Source organism: Methylomagnum ishizawai, assembly GCF_900155475.1.
GTDB classification, from domain to species: Bacteria; Pseudomonadota; Gammaproteobacteria; order Methylococcales; family Methylococcaceae; genus Methylomagnum; species Methylomagnum ishizawai_A.
On the sequence record NZ_FXAM01000001.1, the window covers coordinates 2,261,693 to 2,279,074 of the forward strand.

14 protein-coding genes are annotated in these 17,382 nt (G+C 65.0%); 5 read left to right on the forward strand and 9 right to left on the reverse strand.

Annotation, left to right across the window (positions count from 1 at the left end; genetic code table 11):
- Positions 1-4: 4 nt before the first annotated feature.
- Together ubiA and B9N93_RS10010 are read right to left on the reverse strand one after the other, a co-directional pair.
- Positions 5-877, reverse strand: coding sequence for a 4-hydroxybenzoate octaprenyltransferase (gene ubiA / locus B9N93_RS10005; RefSeq protein WP_085213230.1), 873 nt, complete (start codon positions 875-877; stop codon positions 5-7).
- A complete protein-coding gene (locus B9N93_RS10010) occupies positions 874-1,446 on the reverse strand; it encodes a chorismate--pyruvate lyase family protein (RefSeq protein ID WP_254899373.1) in 573 nt (190 codons plus the stop codon). Before B9N93_RS10010 ends, ubiA begins: the two co-directional genes overlap by 4 nt.
- A gap of 171 nt (positions 1,447-1,617) precedes the next feature.
- Between B9N93_RS10010 and B9N93_RS26990 the strand changes: the two genes are divergently transcribed.
- Positions 1,618-1,980, forward strand: coding sequence for a hypothetical protein (locus B9N93_RS26990; RefSeq protein ID WP_085213232.1), 363 nt, complete (start codon positions 1,618-1,620; stop codon positions 1,978-1,980).
- Positions 1,981-2,103: 123 nt separating this feature from the next.
- Here the strand turns inward: B9N93_RS26990 and B9N93_RS10020 are convergent, their stop codons facing one another.
- Together B9N93_RS10020 and B9N93_RS10025 are read right to left on the reverse strand one after the other, a co-directional pair.
- Positions 2,104-2,307 carry a CRISPR-associated ring nuclease gene (locus B9N93_RS10020; protein WP_085213234.1) on the reverse strand — a complete coding sequence of 68 codons (204 nt, stop codon included), beginning with the start codon at positions 2,305-2,307 and terminating at the stop codon, positions 2,104-2,106.
- Between the two features lie 126 nt (positions 2,308-2,433).
- Entirely contained in the window at positions 2,434-4,551 is a 2,118-nt protein-coding gene (locus tag B9N93_RS10025) for a phosphocholine-specific phospholipase C (RefSeq protein ID WP_085213236.1), read from the reverse strand.
- Positions 4,552-4,729: 178 nt separating this feature from the next.
- Between B9N93_RS10025 and polA the strand changes: the two genes are divergently transcribed.
- Positions 4,730-7,453, forward strand: a complete 2,724-nt coding sequence (gene polA, locus B9N93_RS10030; RefSeq protein ID WP_085213238.1) for a DNA polymerase I — start codon at positions 4,730-4,732, stop codon at positions 7,451-7,453.
- Positions 7,454-7,543: 90 nt separating this feature from the next.
- Here the strand turns inward: polA and B9N93_RS10035 are convergent, their stop codons facing one another.
- From B9N93_RS10035 to purE, 4 genes are all read right to left on the reverse strand, one after another.
- Positions 7,544-9,484, reverse strand: a complete 1,941-nt coding sequence (locus B9N93_RS10035) for a proton-conducting transporter transmembrane domain-containing protein (RefSeq protein WP_085213240.1) — start codon at positions 9,482-9,484, stop codon at positions 7,544-7,546.
- Positions 9,481-12,072 (reverse strand): YbcC family protein, encoded by a 2,592-nt coding sequence (locus tag B9N93_RS10040; RefSeq protein ID WP_085213242.1) that lies wholly within the window; start codon positions 12,070-12,072, stop codon positions 9,481-9,483. The genes B9N93_RS10035 and B9N93_RS10040 overlap by 4 nt, the downstream gene beginning before the upstream one ends.
- A gap of 375 nt (positions 12,073-12,447) precedes the next feature.
- On the reverse strand, positions 12,448-13,581 hold the full coding sequence (locus B9N93_RS10045) for a 5-(carboxyamino)imidazole ribonucleotide synthase (protein ID WP_085213244.1): 1,134 nt from the start codon (positions 13,579-13,581) through the stop codon (positions 12,448-12,450).
- A 38-nt stretch (positions 13,582-13,619) separates the two neighbouring features.
- Positions 13,620-14,108, reverse strand: coding sequence for a 5-(carboxyamino)imidazole ribonucleotide mutase (gene purE, locus B9N93_RS10050; protein ID WP_085213246.1), 489 nt, complete (start codon positions 14,106-14,108; stop codon positions 13,620-13,622).
- A 134-nt stretch (positions 14,109-14,242) separates the two neighbouring features.
- Between purE and ubiG the strand changes: the two genes are divergently transcribed.
- A complete protein-coding gene (gene ubiG / locus B9N93_RS10055; RefSeq protein WP_085213248.1) occupies positions 14,243-14,983 on the forward strand; it encodes a bifunctional 2-polyprenyl-6-hydroxyphenol methylase/3-demethylubiquinol 3-O-methyltransferase UbiG in 741 nt (246 codons plus the stop codon).
- On the opposite strand, the gene B9N93_RS10060 is transcribed toward ubiG, so the two are convergent.
- Positions 14,952-15,449: an SRPBCC family protein gene (locus B9N93_RS10060; RefSeq protein ID WP_085213250.1), complete on the reverse strand. Its 498-nt coding sequence runs from the start codon at positions 15,447-15,449 to the stop codon at positions 14,952-14,954. The genes ubiG and B9N93_RS10060 overlap by 32 nt on opposite strands.
- Positions 15,450-15,554: 105 nt before the next feature.
- Between B9N93_RS10060 and B9N93_RS10065 the strand changes: the two genes are divergently transcribed.
- Both B9N93_RS10065 and B9N93_RS10070 read left to right on the forward strand, forming a co-directional pair.
- Positions 15,555-15,941, forward strand: a complete 387-nt coding sequence (locus B9N93_RS10065; protein WP_125468921.1) for a thiol-disulfide oxidoreductase DCC family protein — start codon at positions 15,555-15,557, stop codon at positions 15,939-15,941.
- Positions 15,938-17,377, forward strand: a complete 1,440-nt coding sequence (locus tag B9N93_RS10070; protein ID WP_085213254.1) for a cryptochrome/photolyase family protein — start codon at positions 15,938-15,940, stop codon at positions 17,375-17,377. The genes B9N93_RS10065 and B9N93_RS10070 overlap by 4 nt, the downstream gene beginning before the upstream one ends.
- The last annotated feature ends 5 nt before the right edge of the window (positions 17,378-17,382 follow it).

Here is a 17,382-nt window from a genome sequence, read left to right on the forward strand (position 1 = left end):
GGCCTCAGCGTAGCGCGTAATCCAGCGCCAATCCCGCGAACACCGCCAGCCCGAACCAATTGTTATTGAGGAAGGCCCGGAAGCACTCGGGCTTGCCCCGCTCCCGGATCAGTCCTTGCTGATAGCCCGCCAGCCCTGCCGCCACCGCCAGCCCGGCGTAATACGCCCCGCCCAAATCCGCCTGCCATCCCACCGCGCCCAAGATCGCCAGCATCAGCGCCTGCAACAGGGTCAGGATCAGCCGGTCGTGCCGCCCAAACAGGATGGCGGTGGATTTCACCCCGATCCTGATATCGTCGTCGCGGTCCACCATGGCGTACATGGTGTCGTAGATCAGCGCCCAAAGGATGGTGGCGGCGTAGATTTCCCAGGCGATGAAGGGGACGCCGCCGGTTTCCGCCGCGAAGCTCATCGGCACCGCCCAGCCGAACGCCAGCCCCAGATATGCCTGCGGCCAATGGGTGTAGCGCTTCATGAAGGGGTAGGACGCCGCCAACAGCGCCCCCGGCACCGACAAAGCGATGGTGAGCCCATTCAGGGTCAATACCAGGGCGAAGGCAACCAGGCACAGCGCCACGAACAGCCATAGGGCCGACTTGGGCGCGATTTCCCCCGCCGCGATGGGCCGGAGCTTGGTGCGCTCGACATGCGGGTCGAAATCGCGGTCGGCGTAGTCGTTGATGACGCAACCGGCGGCCCGCATCAACACCGTGCCCAGGACGATCACGAACACCACGTAAGGCGAGGGATGGCCTTGCCCTGCGATCCACAAGGCCCATAGCCCCGGCCAGAGCAACAGCAGGATACCGATAGGTTTGTCGAAGCGCATCAAGCGCCAATAGGCGTCGAAACGGGCGGCGGGGATGGGCGTCATCATGGGTTTTGCTCCAGGGCGAACAGGGCGGGCAGGAAGAATTCGGCGACCAGCAGACAGCCCGGACCGATGCGGTAGCAGGAACGGCGGCCCCGGATTTTCCCAGTGAGATTGAGGCTTGCCGCCAATTCGCGCCGCCAGAGCCGGGGTTCGAGGGCCGTGAGTTCCAGATGGGTGCGTTCCAGGCGGGGGTCGCGGAATAGGATTTCCCCGAGGGGGCGGGTGCCCAGGCGGGCCAGCGCGTGCCCGGCCCCGCGCAGGGTGTCCGCCGGGATGACGCTACGGGCCGCGACCAAGGGCCGGTCGCCGCATTGCAATAGGACTTCGCGCACCACCACCCGCCGTAGCTGGGGGAGTCCGAGCGCCCGCGCTTCGTCGGCATAGGGCTGTGCCCAGTTTTGCCGTAGCAGCCGCACCCGGAATTTTTCGCCGCACAGGGCGCGGAGCCGCAGGGTTAGCGAGCCTTGCTCGAATAGCCAGGATTCGGCACCGGGCGGGATGTGGTGGCTTTGGCCGGGGCGGACGGGACGCCAAACGGGCGGGCGGGCGAACAGCGGGCTGCGGGTGGTCAAAGGCGTGGTCTCGGGATGGGGCGGGGCATTCTAGCAAAGGGCAGTGGGCCTGAGGGTGACACGTGCCGTGTTCCGCTACGCTCCATCCGGGCACGGCTATCCGAGTGAGGTTATTCGTCGTAGTCGTCGGGGTATTCCGTGATGGTTCTGCCCTAATCGGGATTTGACGGGGTGATCGGGGTGGAGGTGACCACGGTGGAATGGTCGGACTGTGGGGTGTTCGAGGGGTTGCTCGACCAGATCGAGGGCTGGATCGGGCAAGTGGACGGCGATGGCGCTTACGATATCTGCGGGGTCTACGAGGCGGGGATGGCGCGGGACGCGGCGGTGGTGGTGCCGCCGAGGGGGAACGCGGTGCCCTGGGAGGAAGGCCATCCCCGCATGCAGGCGCTGGCCGACATCGTCGGCAGTCCCTGCCGGGCTGGAAGCAAGCGACGGGTTACCACCGTCGGAGCCTGGTCGAGAACGCCTTCTACCGTTTCAAGCAACTGTTCGGGGATCGCCTGGCCTCGCGGATCTTCGAAAGGTAGGTGACGGAAGTCCACGCGCGGGTCGCCGCCATGAACACCATGACCGCCCTCGGCATGCCGGTTTCGGTTCGTCTAGGCGTTACTGCGCCCTGAACTTGCAGGGGCAAGGGAAAAAGCGACCATACCGTTATTTACGCACCAACGCCCTGGTCAACCCATAGTCATCGCAGAACCGGTGGAAATATCCCTTGTCCGCGTCTAGCAAGGTCAGTTCCGCCCGCGACGCGCCTTCCCCGGTCGTCAACAAATGCACTTCGGTCGGGATGTACGGCACGGCACGCAGACGGGCCAGTTCGGTCACCACTTGTGGCGTCAGACCGGTGACCGCCAACAGGATGCGGCGGGGATAGGTTTCCGGCTGCGTGGCCCGGGTCCCAATTATCCCGTCAGCGTGGCCGGGAGAAATATAAAGCCGCCCCCGGCCATGCCGGGGGCGGCTTTTGCGTGGCGGCGGGGTTTAGAGCAGCCCGCCCATGGCCGGATCGGAGAGGCTGTCCTTGCCGTTCTCGACATGGCCGGCCAGGTGGTGCTCGAAACCGGCGTCCTCGGCCACCGTGACCACCAAGTCATACCAGCCATATTGGCTGCGCAGCGACCAGGAGCGCGACACCGCTTCCAAGGCCGGAATCGCCTTTTGGAAGACCTTGCCGGTGTATTGGTCCAGGACCGATACCCGCAGCTTGCGCCCGGTCAGGTTAACGATATTCAGCGCGATATTGCCCTTCTGTTGGTCGTAGCTCGCTTGCACGTCCAGGTTGGCCCGGCCATGGCCCTCGACCCCGCCCTTGAAGCCCCGGTAGAAGCCATTGGGACCATAGACCGACAGGTCGTATTCGGTGGTGCCGCCCGCGGCGATGTTCCAGACGCCTTCGAGCTGCTTGCCCGGTTCCACCGTGTAGCAGCGGGGCGCGTCCAACTCATGGCCCGAGCGGACCTGGAACACGGCGGTGGCCTGGCCGATGTTGTCGAAGTCGATGGCGAAGGATTGCTTCGCGGTTTGCACGCTGCCGTGGGCGTGCAGGGTGTAGGGCAGGGCGCGGGCCGGACGTACGCCGGTTTCCTGGTGCGGCATCAGCGGCAGGGTGGGCGGCACCAACGGATCGTTGGGATGGGGTACCAAGTCGGTGGGCAGGTAGGACGCCGCCTTGGGCAACTTGACCTTGCGGGCGTTGGCCTTGGAGAAATCGAAGGCGCTGGTGAGATCGCCCACCACCGCCCGCCGCCACGGGGTGATATTGGTTTCGGCCAGGCCGGGATGCTCGTCGCCGAAACGCGCTTCGATGAAGTGGATCACCGAGGTGTGGTCGAACACCTGCGAATTCACCCAGCCGCCCTTGCTCCAGGGCGACACCACCAGCATCGGCACGCGGATGCCGAGTCCATAGGGGGCGGGCACCGGCTGGCGGGGGTCTTGCGGATTGCCCGGATAGATTTCATTGCGGGTATCGACCGTCGAACCGCCTTGGGTGGCATCCATTGGCGGGGTGGGCGGGACCATGTGGTCGAAGAAGCCGCCTTCCTCGTCGAAATTGATGAACAGGACGGTCTTGCTCCACACCTCGGGATTGGCGACCAAGGCGTCCATCACCTGGGACACATACCAAGCGCCCCAATTGGCCGGCCAGTTCGGATGTTCGGTGTAGGCTTCGGGCGCGGCGATATAGGAGATTTGCGGCAGGGTGCCGTTCAGCACGTCGGCGCGGAAATCTTCCAGCAGCTTGTGCGGGTCGCGGCCCTGGGCTTTGATCTCGGTGCCGGTGCGGGCGTTGTCGTAGAGCGGGTCGCCGGGCTGGGCGTTCTGGTACTGGTGGAAGTACAGCAGGGAATTATCGCCGTAGTTGCCGATGAAGGCGTCGCCGGTCCAGCCCCACCAATGGCCATTGTCGGCGTCGAGTCCGTCGCCGATATCTTGGTAGACCTTCCAGGTGATGCCCGCGCTTTGCAGGCGTTCCGGGAAGGTGTGCCAAGCGTAGCCCGCCTCGTCGTTGAAGATCACCGGGCCGCCGCCTTGGCCGTCGTTGCCGCACCAGCCGGTCCACAGGTGGTAGCGGTTGGTGTCGGTGCCGCCCATCACCGAGCAGTAATAGGCGTCGCACACGGTGAAGGCGTCGGCCAGGGCGTAGTGGTAGGGAATATCCTTGCGGGTGTGGTAGGTCATGGCGACCTGGCCCTTGTTGGCGATCCAATCGTTGTACTTGCCCCAGTTCCACGCGCCATGGGTGTTGTTCCAGCTATGCGGCGGGTCGCTCAGGAACATCTGGCCCACGCTCTCCACATCGGGCCGGAACGGCAGCAATTCGCCCGCGCCATTGGGCTGGACCCAGACCGGCTTGCCATTGGGCAGCTTCGCGGCGCGGGGGTCGTTGAAGCCGCGCACGCCCCGCAACGCGCCGAAATAATGGTCGAAGGAGCGGTTTTCCTGGGTCAGGATGACGATGTGTTGGACATCCTTGAGCGTGCCGGTGGGGCTGGAGGCCGGGATTTCCAGGGCGCGGGCGATGTTGTCCGGGAGCATCGAGCTGGTGGCTCCCAAGCCCATGATTTTCAAGAAGTCGCGACGGTCGAATTGTGACATGGTGGTATTGGCCTCGTTAAGCGATGGGCGGATAAAAACGCCGCGCAAGCTAACAAGGCGGTATGTCAGGTCGATGTAGGAACGGTTATGCAATGATGGCAGGACGATCCGCGCCGCCCAGGACCGGGCGGGCTGTTAAAATCCCGCCTTCCCATCCATCCTTCCCCGAACACCCCCCATGTCCGCAACCATCCCCAAAACCCTGGTCCTCGTCGATGGCTCCTCCTTCCTGTACCGCGCCTTCCACGCCCTGCCGCCCCTGACCAATTCCAAGGGCCAGCCCACCGGCGCGGTGCTGGGCGTCGCCAATATGCTCAGGAAACTGGTCGCCACCCACGCCACCCGCCATATCGGCGTGGTGTTCGACGCACCGGGCAAGACCTTCCGCGACCAGTTGTTCGAGCATTACAAGGCCCACCGCCCACCGATGCCGGACGAACTCCGCGTCCAGATCGAACCCTTGCGGGCCATTATCCGGGCGCTGGGCTTGCCGTTGTTGGTGGAACACGGGGTGGAGGCCGACGACGTGATCGGCACGCTGGCGACCCAGGCTGCGGGGCTGGGCTACCGGGTGGTGATTTCGACCGGCGACAAGGACATGGCGCAATTGGTCTGCGACCGGGTGACGCTGGAAAACACCCTGTTCGACAAGACCCTGGACCGTGCAGGTGTGATCGAGAAGTTCGGGGTGCCGCCGGAATGCATTGTCGATTATCTGGCCCTGGTCGGCGACAGCGCCGACAACATCCCCGGCGTGGACAAGGTCGGGCCGAAGACTGCGGCCAAGTGGTTGCGGCAATATGGCTCGCTCGACGCCCTGATCGAGAACGCCGCCGCCATCTCCGGCAAAGTCGGCGAGAACCTTAGGGCCGCGCTGGATAAGATTCCGCTGTCGCGCCAACTCGCCACCCTCCGCTGCGATGTGCCGCTGGAGTTAGGGCCGGACGATCTGGTCTGCGCCGAACCCGACCGCGCTGCCCTGCGCGGCTTGCTGGTCGAATTGGAATTCGGTTCCTGGCTCAAGCAACTGGACGCCGCCGGCGACGCCCCGCTGCCGGAAGCCAAGCCGCAAGCTCCCCGGATCGAAGCCCGCTATGAGACCGTGCTGACCCTGGCGGACTTGGATATTTGGCTCGACCGTTTGCAACAAGCCGAACTGTTCGCTTTCGACACCGAAACCACCAGCCTGGATTACATGCGGGCCGAGATCGTCGGGCTATCGTTCGCGGTGCAACCGGGCCATGCGGCCTACGTGCCCCTGGCCCACAACTACCCCGGCGTGCCCGACCAACTCGACCGCGCCGCCGTGCTGGCCCGGTTCAAGCCCCTGCTGGAAGACCCCCACCGCGCCAAGCTGGGCCAGAACCTCAAATACGACGCCAATGTGCTGGTCAATCATGGCATCGCCCTCGCAGGCATCCGCCACGACACCATGTTGCAATCCTATGTGCTGGACAGCACTGCCAGCCGCCACGATATGGATTCCCTGGCCCTGCATTATCTCCAGTACCACACCCTCGGCTACGAGGACGTGGCCGGCAAAGGGGCCAAGCAAATCCCGTTCGAGCAGGTTGGTATCGAAGAAGCCACCCGCTACGCCGCCGAGGATGCCGATATCACCTTGCGCCTGCACCAACATTTGTGGCCGCTGGTGGAGGCCAAGGACCGCCTGCGCGGCCTTTACGACAGCGTGGAGATTCCGCTGGTGCCGGTGTTGTCGCGGATCGAGCGGACCGGGGTGTTGGTGGATGTGTTCAAGCTGGGCGAACAAAGCCGCGAATTGGAACGGCGCCTGGCCGAGATCGAACGGGAAGCCCACGTCGTCGCCGGACAGCCCTTCAACCTGGGTTCGCCCAAGCAAATCCAGGCCATCCTCTACGACAAGCAGAACCTGCCGGTTTTCAAGAAAACCCCCAAAGGCCAGCCCTCGACCGATGAATCGGTGCTGGCCGATCTGGCTGACAAGGGCTATGAACTGCCACGCTTGATCCTCGACCACCGCTCGGTCGCCAAGCTGAAATCCACCTACACCGACAAGCTGCCGCAGATGATCGACCCTAGCACGGGCCGGGTGCATACCTCGTATCACCAAGCCGTGGCGGCGACCGGGCGGCTGTCGTCGTCCGATCCCAATTTGCAGAACATCCCGGTCCGCACCGAAGCAGGCCGCCGTATCCGCCAGGCTTTCGTGGCCCCGGACGGTTATCGCATGGTGGCGGCGGATTATTCCCAGATCGAGCTACGGATCATGGCCCATTTTTCGGGCGACCCGAACCTTTGCGCCGCCTTCGCCGATAACGCCGATGTCCACCGCCACACCGCCGCCGAAGTGTTCGGCGTGGCCCCCGACCAAGTGACCCCGGATCAGCGCCGTTCGGCCAAGGCCATCAATTTCGGCTTGATCTATGGCATGTCGGCCTTCGGCCTCGCCCAGCAATTGGGCATCGAGCGAGGTTTGGCCCAGGCTTATATCGACGCCTATTTCCGGCGCTATCCCGGCGTCAAGGCCTTCATGGACCAGACCCGCGAATCCGCCAAGGCCAACGGCTACGTGGAAACCCTGTTCGGGCGCAGGCTCTATATCCCGGAGATCGATTCCCGCAACGCCCAGCGCCGCCAATACGCCGAGCGCACCGCTATCAACGCGCCCATGCAAGGGACGGCGGCGGACATCATCAAGCGGGCGATGATCGCGGTGGATGGCTGGATTCAAGGCCAGCCCGAACCCGGCGCGGTCAAGATGATCATGCAGGTCCACGACGAACTGGTGTTCGAGGTGCGGGAAGACCTCGTGGCGCGGACCCGCGCCGAAATCCGCGTCTTGATGTGCGCGGCGGCGGAATTGGCGGTGCCGTTGTTGGTGGAGGTGGGCGTCGGCGGGAATTGGGACGAGGCGCATTGAACGCATGGCGCTCCGGGCGCGAACACCCACCCCCGGCCATGAAAAAGCCAAAGCCGGGGAACCGGCTTTGGCTGTTGGCGGAAGGGGCGCTTATTTTTCCGGGAGGAACCCCGGCCCGGCCAGGCCCGGCCGCCAAGCTGCCACCGGTTCGCTGCCCGCCGCCGGGTCGCGCACCTCGACCGGCCGGCCCAGGCACAGCCGCTGGAACACGCCCGCCGCCGCGATGCCGTTCAGCACGAACGAGAGCGCGATCAAGGCCACCAACCAGGGGAAGTGTTCGCTGACATGGTAGAGCAGCAAATCCTCGCCGATGAAGGCGGGCGTGACCGGGAAGCTGACCAGCCCCAGGAAGCACAGGAACAGCAGGATCGACAGCGCGGGCTTGCGCTCGGCCATGGCCCGGTAGGCATAGGGCGCGGCGGCGAAGTCGTCCCCTTTGAGCAATAGGGCGAGGAGTCCCAACCCCAGGCACCAGGCCGGCAGGAGGCCGCTCAGGAATAGCTCGACATGGTCAGCCGCGTTGTCGCCCGCCAACCAGGCCACGCCGCCGCTCAAAAGGCCGCTGAAACCCACCAGGTTCCACACCCGGAACACATCGCGCTTTTCCGCGAACGCGCCCAGGGAAGCGACGAGCATCGCCAGCGCCGCCGGAATCGCCAGATAAGGCCGGGGCAACAGCCCGCTTTCGAGTCCCAGCCAGCCCAACCCGATCACGCCCAAGGCCACCCCGAGCTTACGCCAGGGATCGACGGCGTTGATCGCCGCGCCCGTCCGTTTCAAAGGTTCCCACAGCACGGCCCTCACCCCGGTTTCCAGGTTGAACTCCTGTAGGGCGAGGACTTGCAGGGTGGTTTCCAGCGCCTCGGGCAGGCTGCTACGCAGGGAGCGCGGCAGATGCCGGGCGAAGGCGCTGTGCTTGATATCGAAGCCGGTGTTGGCGGCCCCTTCGACCCTGAGCAAATGGGCGACGATGGAGGGCGACACCAACAGTTGATAGCAGCGCAGGAAGGTATTGCCCATGAAATGCAGCAAGACCAGGGATTCCAAGCCCAGCGCCAGTTCCATGAACATGAAGCCCACCTGGGCGATGGAGGCGTAGGCGATCTGGCCCTTGATATTGGATTGGGCCTTTTCCGCCACGCTGGCGACGATCACGGTCAAGAGTCCGATGGTCAGCACCAGCGCCCGCGACAAGAACTCGAAGCCCCAAATCGGCAAGGTCCGCAGCAGCAGGAACACGCCCAGATGTACCGACAAGGCCCCGTAGAAAATCGCGCTCGACGGCGTCGGTCCCTCCATGGCGCGGGGCAGCCAGAAGCAGAACGGGAACTGGGCCGATTTCCCCGAGGCCGCGATCACCAGGCACAGTGACAGCGCGAACAAACCCAAGGTCCCGCCCGGTGGCACCGCGCCCTGGCCGAAGACCGCGCCTAATTGGCTGAAATGGTTGCTGCCGTGCAGGAATAAATCCATCAGCAGGGCACCCAGCAACAGCCCCAGGTCGCAGAAGCGGTAGACGGTATAGGCCCGCAAGGCGTTGCGGATCGGCTGCGCCCGGTGCCGGTAGAACGCGATCAGGAGGAACGAGGCGATGCCGACGATTTCCCAGCCCGCGAACAACATATCCAGCGAACCCGACAAAATCACCATGTTCAGCCCGAACACGAAGCCGAAGATGGTCAGGAAGAAGCGCTTATATCCCAGCTCGCGGTGCAGGTAATACCGGCAATAGCGCACGATGACCGAGAAAATCACCCAGGTGCAGAACAAATAGGCCGCGCCCACCGGGTCCAGGTAGAACAGGATATGGAAATGGTATTCGGCCTGTTCGTACAGCGTGACCCACAGATATTCATGGGCCGGGAAGCCCTCGAACGCCCAGGTCGCCAACAGTCCCAGGATCGCCGCGCCCATGGCATGGGTGGCCCAGAAACTGATATTGGCGACCCGCCGTTCGCTCGAACCCAGGACGAAAATCAGCAGCCAACCCAACAGCGGCAGGAATTGGCAAGCCACAAGCAAGCTGTTCATACGGACTCCTTGACGAGGCGGTGGACCGGGATGGTGCGGGTATGGCCGGGGAAGATATCGAGCGAGCAGGCGGCTTGCGGCACCGGGATGTCGGTGGGCAGGTCCAAGGGTTCCCAGCCATGCGGGGTGTAGAGCAGGGTTTCCCACGTGTCGGGATGGCAGGACACCAGCCGCACCCATTCGTTATCCAGCCATTCCTGGAGCGCCCCCAGCCGCTGGTAGGCGGCGTGGATCACCCTGGGGCTTTGCTCGATGACGATGAGCAGCCGGGCCGGTTCGTGGACCTCGATCATCTGCGAGGGCAGGCCGGTCCTCAAATCGCCGTCCACGCCATTGGCGACCCCCAGCAGCCCGATGACGTTGTGCGGCAGCTTGGTGCCCGCGCCGTAGACCGAGTTATCCACCCGCGAGAACAGATATTCCAGGTTGATGCCGCCACAGACCGGGATGATGGCGTTGAGGATGCGCAGCAGGATATCACCCTCCGGGTCGGAATCCGGGTCGTAGGAATGCAGGAAGGCCCGGCGGTCCAGGAACAGGTCGGCGGTCAGGCGGCGGCGTCCGACCACGCAATACAAGTTGTTGGAATGGTTCAACTCGGGCCGCGGCTCGAAGATCGAGGTCGCCCGCGATTGCACATGCTGGTGCGAGAGTTCCGGGTCCGTACCTTGCGGTCCCAACTCGAACCAGCGGCAACGTTCGTGGGCATTGCGGCGTAGCGCTGCGGCCATGGCGGCCTGGAACGCCGCCCAGCCTTGGGGTTCCCGTTCCCAGGTGTGCTGGTCGAAATATTGGATTTCGTCGCGGCTGGTGTTGTGCAGCGCCGCCACGAACCGGGTGGCGTCCGGGATGTCGATGCCGCGTTCCCGCAACAAGCCCCGCACGATGCCATCGTTCGCCATCTGGGCGAAGGCGCGGGCATTGGGCGCACCCGGCTTGCCGGCGCAGGCGCCGCAATCGTAGGCGGCGAAATGCGGGTTGTTGACGCTGCTGGACCCGTGCGCCACCACCACCACCAGCGGCGCGAAATCATGGGTCAAGCCGATGGTGCGGAGGATGCCTTCCAGCTTGTCGGCCATCTCGCCGTAGGAAAAGCCCAGGAAGCGGCCTTGTTCGTCCGGTTCGTCGCTCTCGCGCAGGAGGTGCAATTCGGTATGGGCGTCGATCTCGCCGAGGTGCTTGATCTTGGGCAGTTTGGAGCCGGGCCGGAACACCTCGAACGCCAAGCGGGCGGCATAGCCCAGGCCCAAGGCTTGGGTGAAAATCCAGCCCCGCAGCGCCGAATTCGATTTGAGGTGCAGCTTGGAAAAATCGGGTTGGATCGGCTTTTTCTTGCCATCGGTGGAACCGACCGCCGATTCCACCACCAGATGGCGCGGCGTCACCACCACCGGGCATTGCGCCACTGGATAGGCGTCGTCGATGCCCTTGTACAGGAAATCGATGCCGAAGAAACCCGCCGCGCCATAGGTGGCGATGCGCGGATCGAGTTCTTCCAAATGGCGGCGCAAGGAGCATTCGCGGTCGTCGAGGCAGAACAGCGCCTGGGCGGTGGCGGTCGGCGTTTTGGCCGCGCCGCCTGTTGCGGGCAGCGCCCGCAGCAATTCCGCGTACAGGGAGAACTCCATGGCTTCGTGCCAGACCTTGAGCCGCAGCGGCACCACGGGCCGGGCCAGGGCGTCGGCCAGCCGGTCCACTTGGTCGAGGCGCGGTGTCGCGGCGACCGGGATGCAATCCGCCCCGCGCTTGCCGCGCAGGAAGGCCAGTTCCAGCGCCAGTTCCAGGGCGATGAACTCTTTCAGCGTGATGCGGCGGCGGGCCAGGAGGGCGTCCGGCGCGGTCTCGATCACCCGCACCATCCCGGCCCAACCCGGGTGGGCCAGCAGCATTTCCAACAGATATTGCTCGTACAAGCTTTCATCGCCCACGATGCGGGCGAGGCAGGCGCGGATGGCCGCATCCGGGGTTTGGTTGATGGCGGCGCGGGCCTCGGGTTCCTGGAACGGGTACAGCGGGATGAAGCCGCCTTCCACCAGCCGCCACACGCAATCCCAGAAGCTTTCCCCGGCCTGGGCGACGGTCCAGCGGCTGATGCCCTGGTCCAGGAAATTCGCGGTCAGGCGGAACAATATGGGTTGGACCAGGGCGTTCAGGTTCACGCCGATATGGGTGAGCCAGCGCTCCCGGATGCCGTGGTTGGCGAGCGAAACCGGCGGGTAATGCACGGTCTGGTCCGGCTCGAACAGCGAGCGGCGCAGGGCGTCGCGCTTGACGGGGTCGGATTCGGCGCGGGCGACGGCCCAGTCGATGGCGAACGTCCCGATCCGGCCCGCACGGTGGCGGGCTTGGTAATCGGCCAGGGGCAGGTAGCTATGGGCGCCGAAGATTTTCGCCGCCAGCGCCACGCCTTCGTGGAAGGGACGGTCCTGCACCGCGTGCAAGGTGTTGTGGTGGACGAAATCCTTGATGGGCTGTTGGGTGGGTAGCCAATGGGCGATATGGTCTATCGCGGAATCCAAGCTGAATCGGTGGGCCGGGGTGCCGCCCGTGATGGCCACCGATTCCGCGTCGTAGCTTGCTCTGTACATGGGCTTTGAACCAAGGTAGGGGAAAGGACGCCTCCGGGGTGGGGAAGGGGGAGGCTCCTGATGCCAGGCGGGGGATGTAAACCCATGGGCCTGGGTCTTGGCGACCGCATAGCATGATTCGCGCCATTTTATGGTGATTGGTGAATCAATGACTTGGAGCGGATGGGCCGGGAATTCCGGCGGGGGCGTGGTCAAAATGAACCAGCGGGGATGGGGCTTGAACCAGTGCGCCCTTTGGCGTTCGAGATTCGCCATCCCTGGTTCGGGCGGACTTTCGGCTATCGCGGGCGGTTCGAGGTGCCGGGGGATTGAGCCGGGGTGGAACTGGAATCCAGGGCGGCGGGACGCCCCGGATTCCGCTACGCTCCGTCCGGGCTACGGATTCTGCAACATCCGCTTCAATTCCAAAGCCTGCGCCAAGGTGCTGTCCACCGCGTCGCCCAGCACGTTGAAATGCCCCATCTTGCGGCCGATGCGGGCGGTTTTCTTGCCGTAGAGGTGGAGCTTGGCGTTGGGCAGGCTGAGGAGCTTGTCCCAGGCCGGTTCGTCGTCGCGCCAGATATCGCCCAACAGGTTGACCATCACCACCGGGCTGAGCAAGCGGGTGGAACCGGGCGGCAGGCCGCACAAGGTCCGCACCTGCTGCTCGAATTGGTCGTTGATGCAGGCGTCGAGGGTGTAATGGCCGCTGTTATGGGGGCGCGGGGCGATTTCGTTGATGACCAGTTCGTCGCCACCCAGCACGAAGAATTCCACCGCCAGCACGCCCCGGTAATCCATGGCTTCGGCCAGTTGCAAAGCCATGTCCCGCGCCCGTTGCGCCACGGCGGGGGCAACCCTGGCCGGGACGATGCTGATATCGAGGATGCCGGCTTCGTGTTGGTTCTCGGCCACCGGGAAGGTGGTGGTTTCGCCGGGGCCGGTGCGGGCCACGATCACCGAGACCTCGGTCTTGAGGTTCAAGCGCCGTTCCAGTACACAGGGCTTTTGGCCCAGTTGCGCGAACGCGGCCTGGGTTTCCTCGACCGTCGCGACCCGGATTTGCCCCTTGCCGTCGTAGCCCAGGCGGGCCAGCTTGAGGATGCCGGGCAGATGGCCGCTCAAGTCCTGTTCCAAATCCTGGGCGGTTTCGATGGCGAGGAACGGGGCCACCGCGAGACCGGCTCCGGCGATATAGCGTTTTTCGGCGATGCGGTCCTGGGCGATGGAGACGCTGTCCGCCGAGGGGCTGACGCGGGTGCGTTCGGCCAGACGGCGCAGGCTTTCGGCGGGCACGTTCTCGAATTCGGTGGTGACGGCGGCGCAGGTCGCGGCCAGTTCGTCCAGGGCCGCCGGGTCGTCGTAGGCGGCGCGGAGGTGGACATCGGCCAAGCCGCCCGCCGGGCTTTCCGGGTCCGGGTCGAGGACGGTGACGCGGTAGCCCATGGCCCGCGCCGCGATAGTGAACATGCGGCCCAGTTGGCCGCCGCCCAACATGCCCAGCATGGCATTCGGCAGGATGTGTTTCATAACGGAGCCTCTTGCTCGGGAAGGGAGAGGATGCGGATTCAATCCAGTTCTGGCAATGCGGCGGCGAGGACGCTTTCAGTTTGTTTCCGGCGGAATTCGGCCAGCCGGGCTTGGAGGGCGGGATCGTGGTGGGCGAGCAGGGCGGCGGCGAACAGCCCGGCGTTGACCGCGCCCGCTTCGCCGATGGCGAAGGTGGCGACCGGGATGCCCTTGGGCATTTGCACGATGGAATACAGCGAATCCAAGCCCTTGAGATATTTGCTGGGCACCGGCACGCCCAGGATCGGCAGCGTGGTTTTGGCCGCCAGCATCCCCGGTAGATGGGCCGCGCCCCCGGCTCCGGCGATGATGGCCTTGAGTCCCCGCGCCTGGGCCGTTTCCGCGTATTGGAACAGCAAGTCCGGTGTCCTGTGGGCGGAAACCACCTGGGTTTCGTAGCCGACGCCCAAGTCCTTCAATTGCCGGGCCGCGTGCCGCATGACTTCCCAGTCGCTGGTGCTGCCCATGACGATGCCGATTTCTACCATTGCTCCGCGCTCTCGCAAGAAAAAACGGCGATTTTACCTGATTCATATTGGCGGCAAACAATAAGGATGGGTTTCGGTGGTGGCGGGCCTGGGTTATAAAACCCGCCTACCGAAATTCCCCAGGAGCGACCCCCATGAACCCGTCCACCCCGACCCTCGACCCCGCCGAAGCCGCCCGTTTCGAGAAGCTGGCCCAACTCTGGTGGCAGGCGGACGGGCCGTTCTGGCCTTTGCACCGGCTGAACGGGTTGCGGGTGGGCTATATCCGCGACCGGCTGGCGGGGCATTTCAACCGCGCCGCCACCGCCGGGGCGCCGCTGGCGGGACTCGGGCTGCTGGATATCGGCTGCGGTGGCGGTTTGCTGAGCGAGGCCATGGCGCGGCTGGGGGCCGAGGTGCATGGGGTGGATGGGGTGGAGAAGAACATCCGCATCGCCGAGCGCCACGCCCAGGCCTCCGGGCTCGCCATCCGCTACGAATGGACCGGGGCGGAGGACTTGCTGGCGCGGGGCGCAAGCTACGACGCGGTCCTGAATATGGAAGTGGTGGAGCATGTGGCCGATTTGCCCTTGTTCATGCGGACTTGCGCCGGGTTGGTGAGGCCGGGCGGGATGATGGTGGTCGCCACGATTAACCGGACTTGGGCCTCGTTCCTGGGGGCGATCCTCGGGGCGGAATATGTGCTGCGCTGGTTGCCCAAGGGCACCCACCAGTGGCGGAAATTCCCTAGCCCCGAGGAACTCCGGGCTTTGTTGGAACGGGACGGGATGCGCGTGGTGGAGCGGACCGGGGTCGGCATGAATCCTTGGCGTCGGACGTTCCGGCTGACCCGGTACGAGGGCATCAATTACATGCTGGTGGCGGTGAAGGATTGAGGGGTCCGGCGTTTTTCCACAACCCGGCCAGATACTCCCGCCGGAAGTCGAAAATCGCCCTGAGCCGCGCCCCGATGAACACGGCATGGACCAGCCGTCCGAACCAGCCCCAAGGCATGACGTAATGCACGGTGTCTTCCATTTCGATGCCGCCCTCGACCGCCCGGAAACTGTGTTCGTGATACCAGAACCGGAACGGCCCGATCCGCTGCTCGTCCACGAAACGGCGTAGCGGTTCCACATGCTTGATTTCCGTCGCCCAGGTCATCGGTATCCCGGCCACGGCGGCGATCCGGTAGGTGATGATGAGTCCCGGGTAGATATCCTCCGGCGGGTCGGAGGTGATCGCGAAATGGAGGAAACCCGGCGTGATGCGTTCCAGATTGCGCGGGGTGGAGAAGAACGGCCAAGCTTGTTCCAGACTGACGGGCAGGCGTTGGACGCGGTGTAAACGATAAACTTTCATGACGGCGGCGGAAGTTGGGGGAGGGCGCTTATCCTAACCCGGCGGGCGATGTGGCCGAGCCGTCCCCTTCCAAAATCCCGAACCCTAACCCATCAGGAGCCTCCCATGTCCGAACCGAACCACACTGTTTTATACGATGGTGGTTGCCCGCTGTGCAGCCGCGAAATCGCCCATTACCGCCGCATCGCGGGCGCGGCGGCCCCCATCGATTGGGTGGATATCGCCCCGCTCGCCGCCGACCCCGCCGCCTATGGCGTGTCGCGCCTGGAAGCGCTACGGGTGTTCCATGTCATCGACCCCGCCGGGCAGCCGCATAAAGGGGCGCGAGGGTTCCTGGCGTTGTGGGCGATCTTGCCGCGCTACCGTTGGCTAGCCCGCGGGTGCCGGGCCTTGCGCTTGGAACCCGTGCTGGATTGGGCTTATCGCCATTTCGCGGGCTGGCACTTCGCCAAGCGTTGCCGCGAGGGCGTGTGCGGGACGGGCGGCGCATGAAGACCGCGATGGTTTGGTTCCGCCAAGACCTGCGCCTCGCCGACAACCCCGCGCTGCGGGCCGCGCTCGCCGCCGCCGAGCGGGTGGTGCCGGTCTATATCCACGCCCCGGTCAGCGGCGGGACTTGGCCCCTGGGGTCGGCGTCCCGTTGGTGGCTGCATCATAGCCTCACGGCGCTCGATGCCGATTTGCGCCGTCTGGGTTCGAGGCTGGTGCTGCGGCGCGGGGCGAGTTTCCAGGTGCTGGCTGGGCTGTTGGCCGAGACCGGCGCGACCGCCGTTTATTGGAACCGCTGCTACGAACCTTCCGCCATCGCCCGCGACGCCGAAATCGAGCGGGTGCTGCGCAACGAGGGTTATTTCACGGTCGAGAGCCATAACAGCGGCCTGTTATACGAGCCTGGGGAATTGCTGCGCGAGGGCGGACAACCCTACCGGGTGTTCACGCCGTTCTGGAAGGCGATGCAGAAACGCGGGCTGGATTGCCTGCCCGGAGCCGCGCCGACAGCCTTGCCGCCGGTGGCCGACGAGTTGTGGGGCTTGGCCGTCGGGGATTTGGGATTGTTGCCCCGGATTCCTTGGGATGACGGTTTCTATGGAAGTTGGCAACCGGGGGAGGCGGGCGCGGCGCGGCGCTTGGCCGCATTCGTCGATTCCGGCTTGGCGGCTTATCACGAGCTGCGCGACCGGCCCGATTTGCCGGGGATCTCGCGTTTGTCGCCCCATCTCCATTTCGGCGAGATCGGCCCGCGCCAGATCGTCCACGCCGTGCGGCGGGCGTTGTCGCCCGAGGTCGAGGCTGGGGCCGAAGCCTATCTCCGCGAACTGGCGTGGCGGGAATTCGCCCATCATCTGCTTTCTCATTTTCCCGAGACCACCGACGCGCCCTTGGACGCCAAGTTCGAGGCGTTTCCCTGGGCCATGGATGACCAGGCGGCGCTCACGGCTTGGCAAGATGGCCGGACCGGCTACCCCTTGGTCGATGCCGGGATGCGCGAGCTATGGCGCACCGGCTGGATGCACAACCGGGTGCGGATGGGGGTGGCGTCGTTCCTGACCAAGAACCTGCTGGTGCCGTGGCGGGAAGGGGCGCGGTGGTTCTGGGAGACCTTGGTCGATGCCGATCTCGCCAACAACACCCTGGGTTGGCAATGGACCGCCGGTTGCGGGGCCGATGCCGCGCCCTATTTCCGGGTGTTCAATCCGGTGTTGCAAGGGCAGCGCTTCGACCCCGACGGGGCTTATGTGCGGCGCTGGGTACCGGAGTTGGCGGGCTTGCCGAACGATGTCATCCATCGACCTTGGGAAGCCGCGCCCGCCGTGTTGCGGGGGGCGGGCGTGCGGCTCGGGGAAACCTATCCCTTGCCCATCGTGGATTTGAAATCCAGCCGGGAGCGGGCTTTGGCGGCGTTTGCGCGGCTCAAGGCGGCGGAATAGCGGGT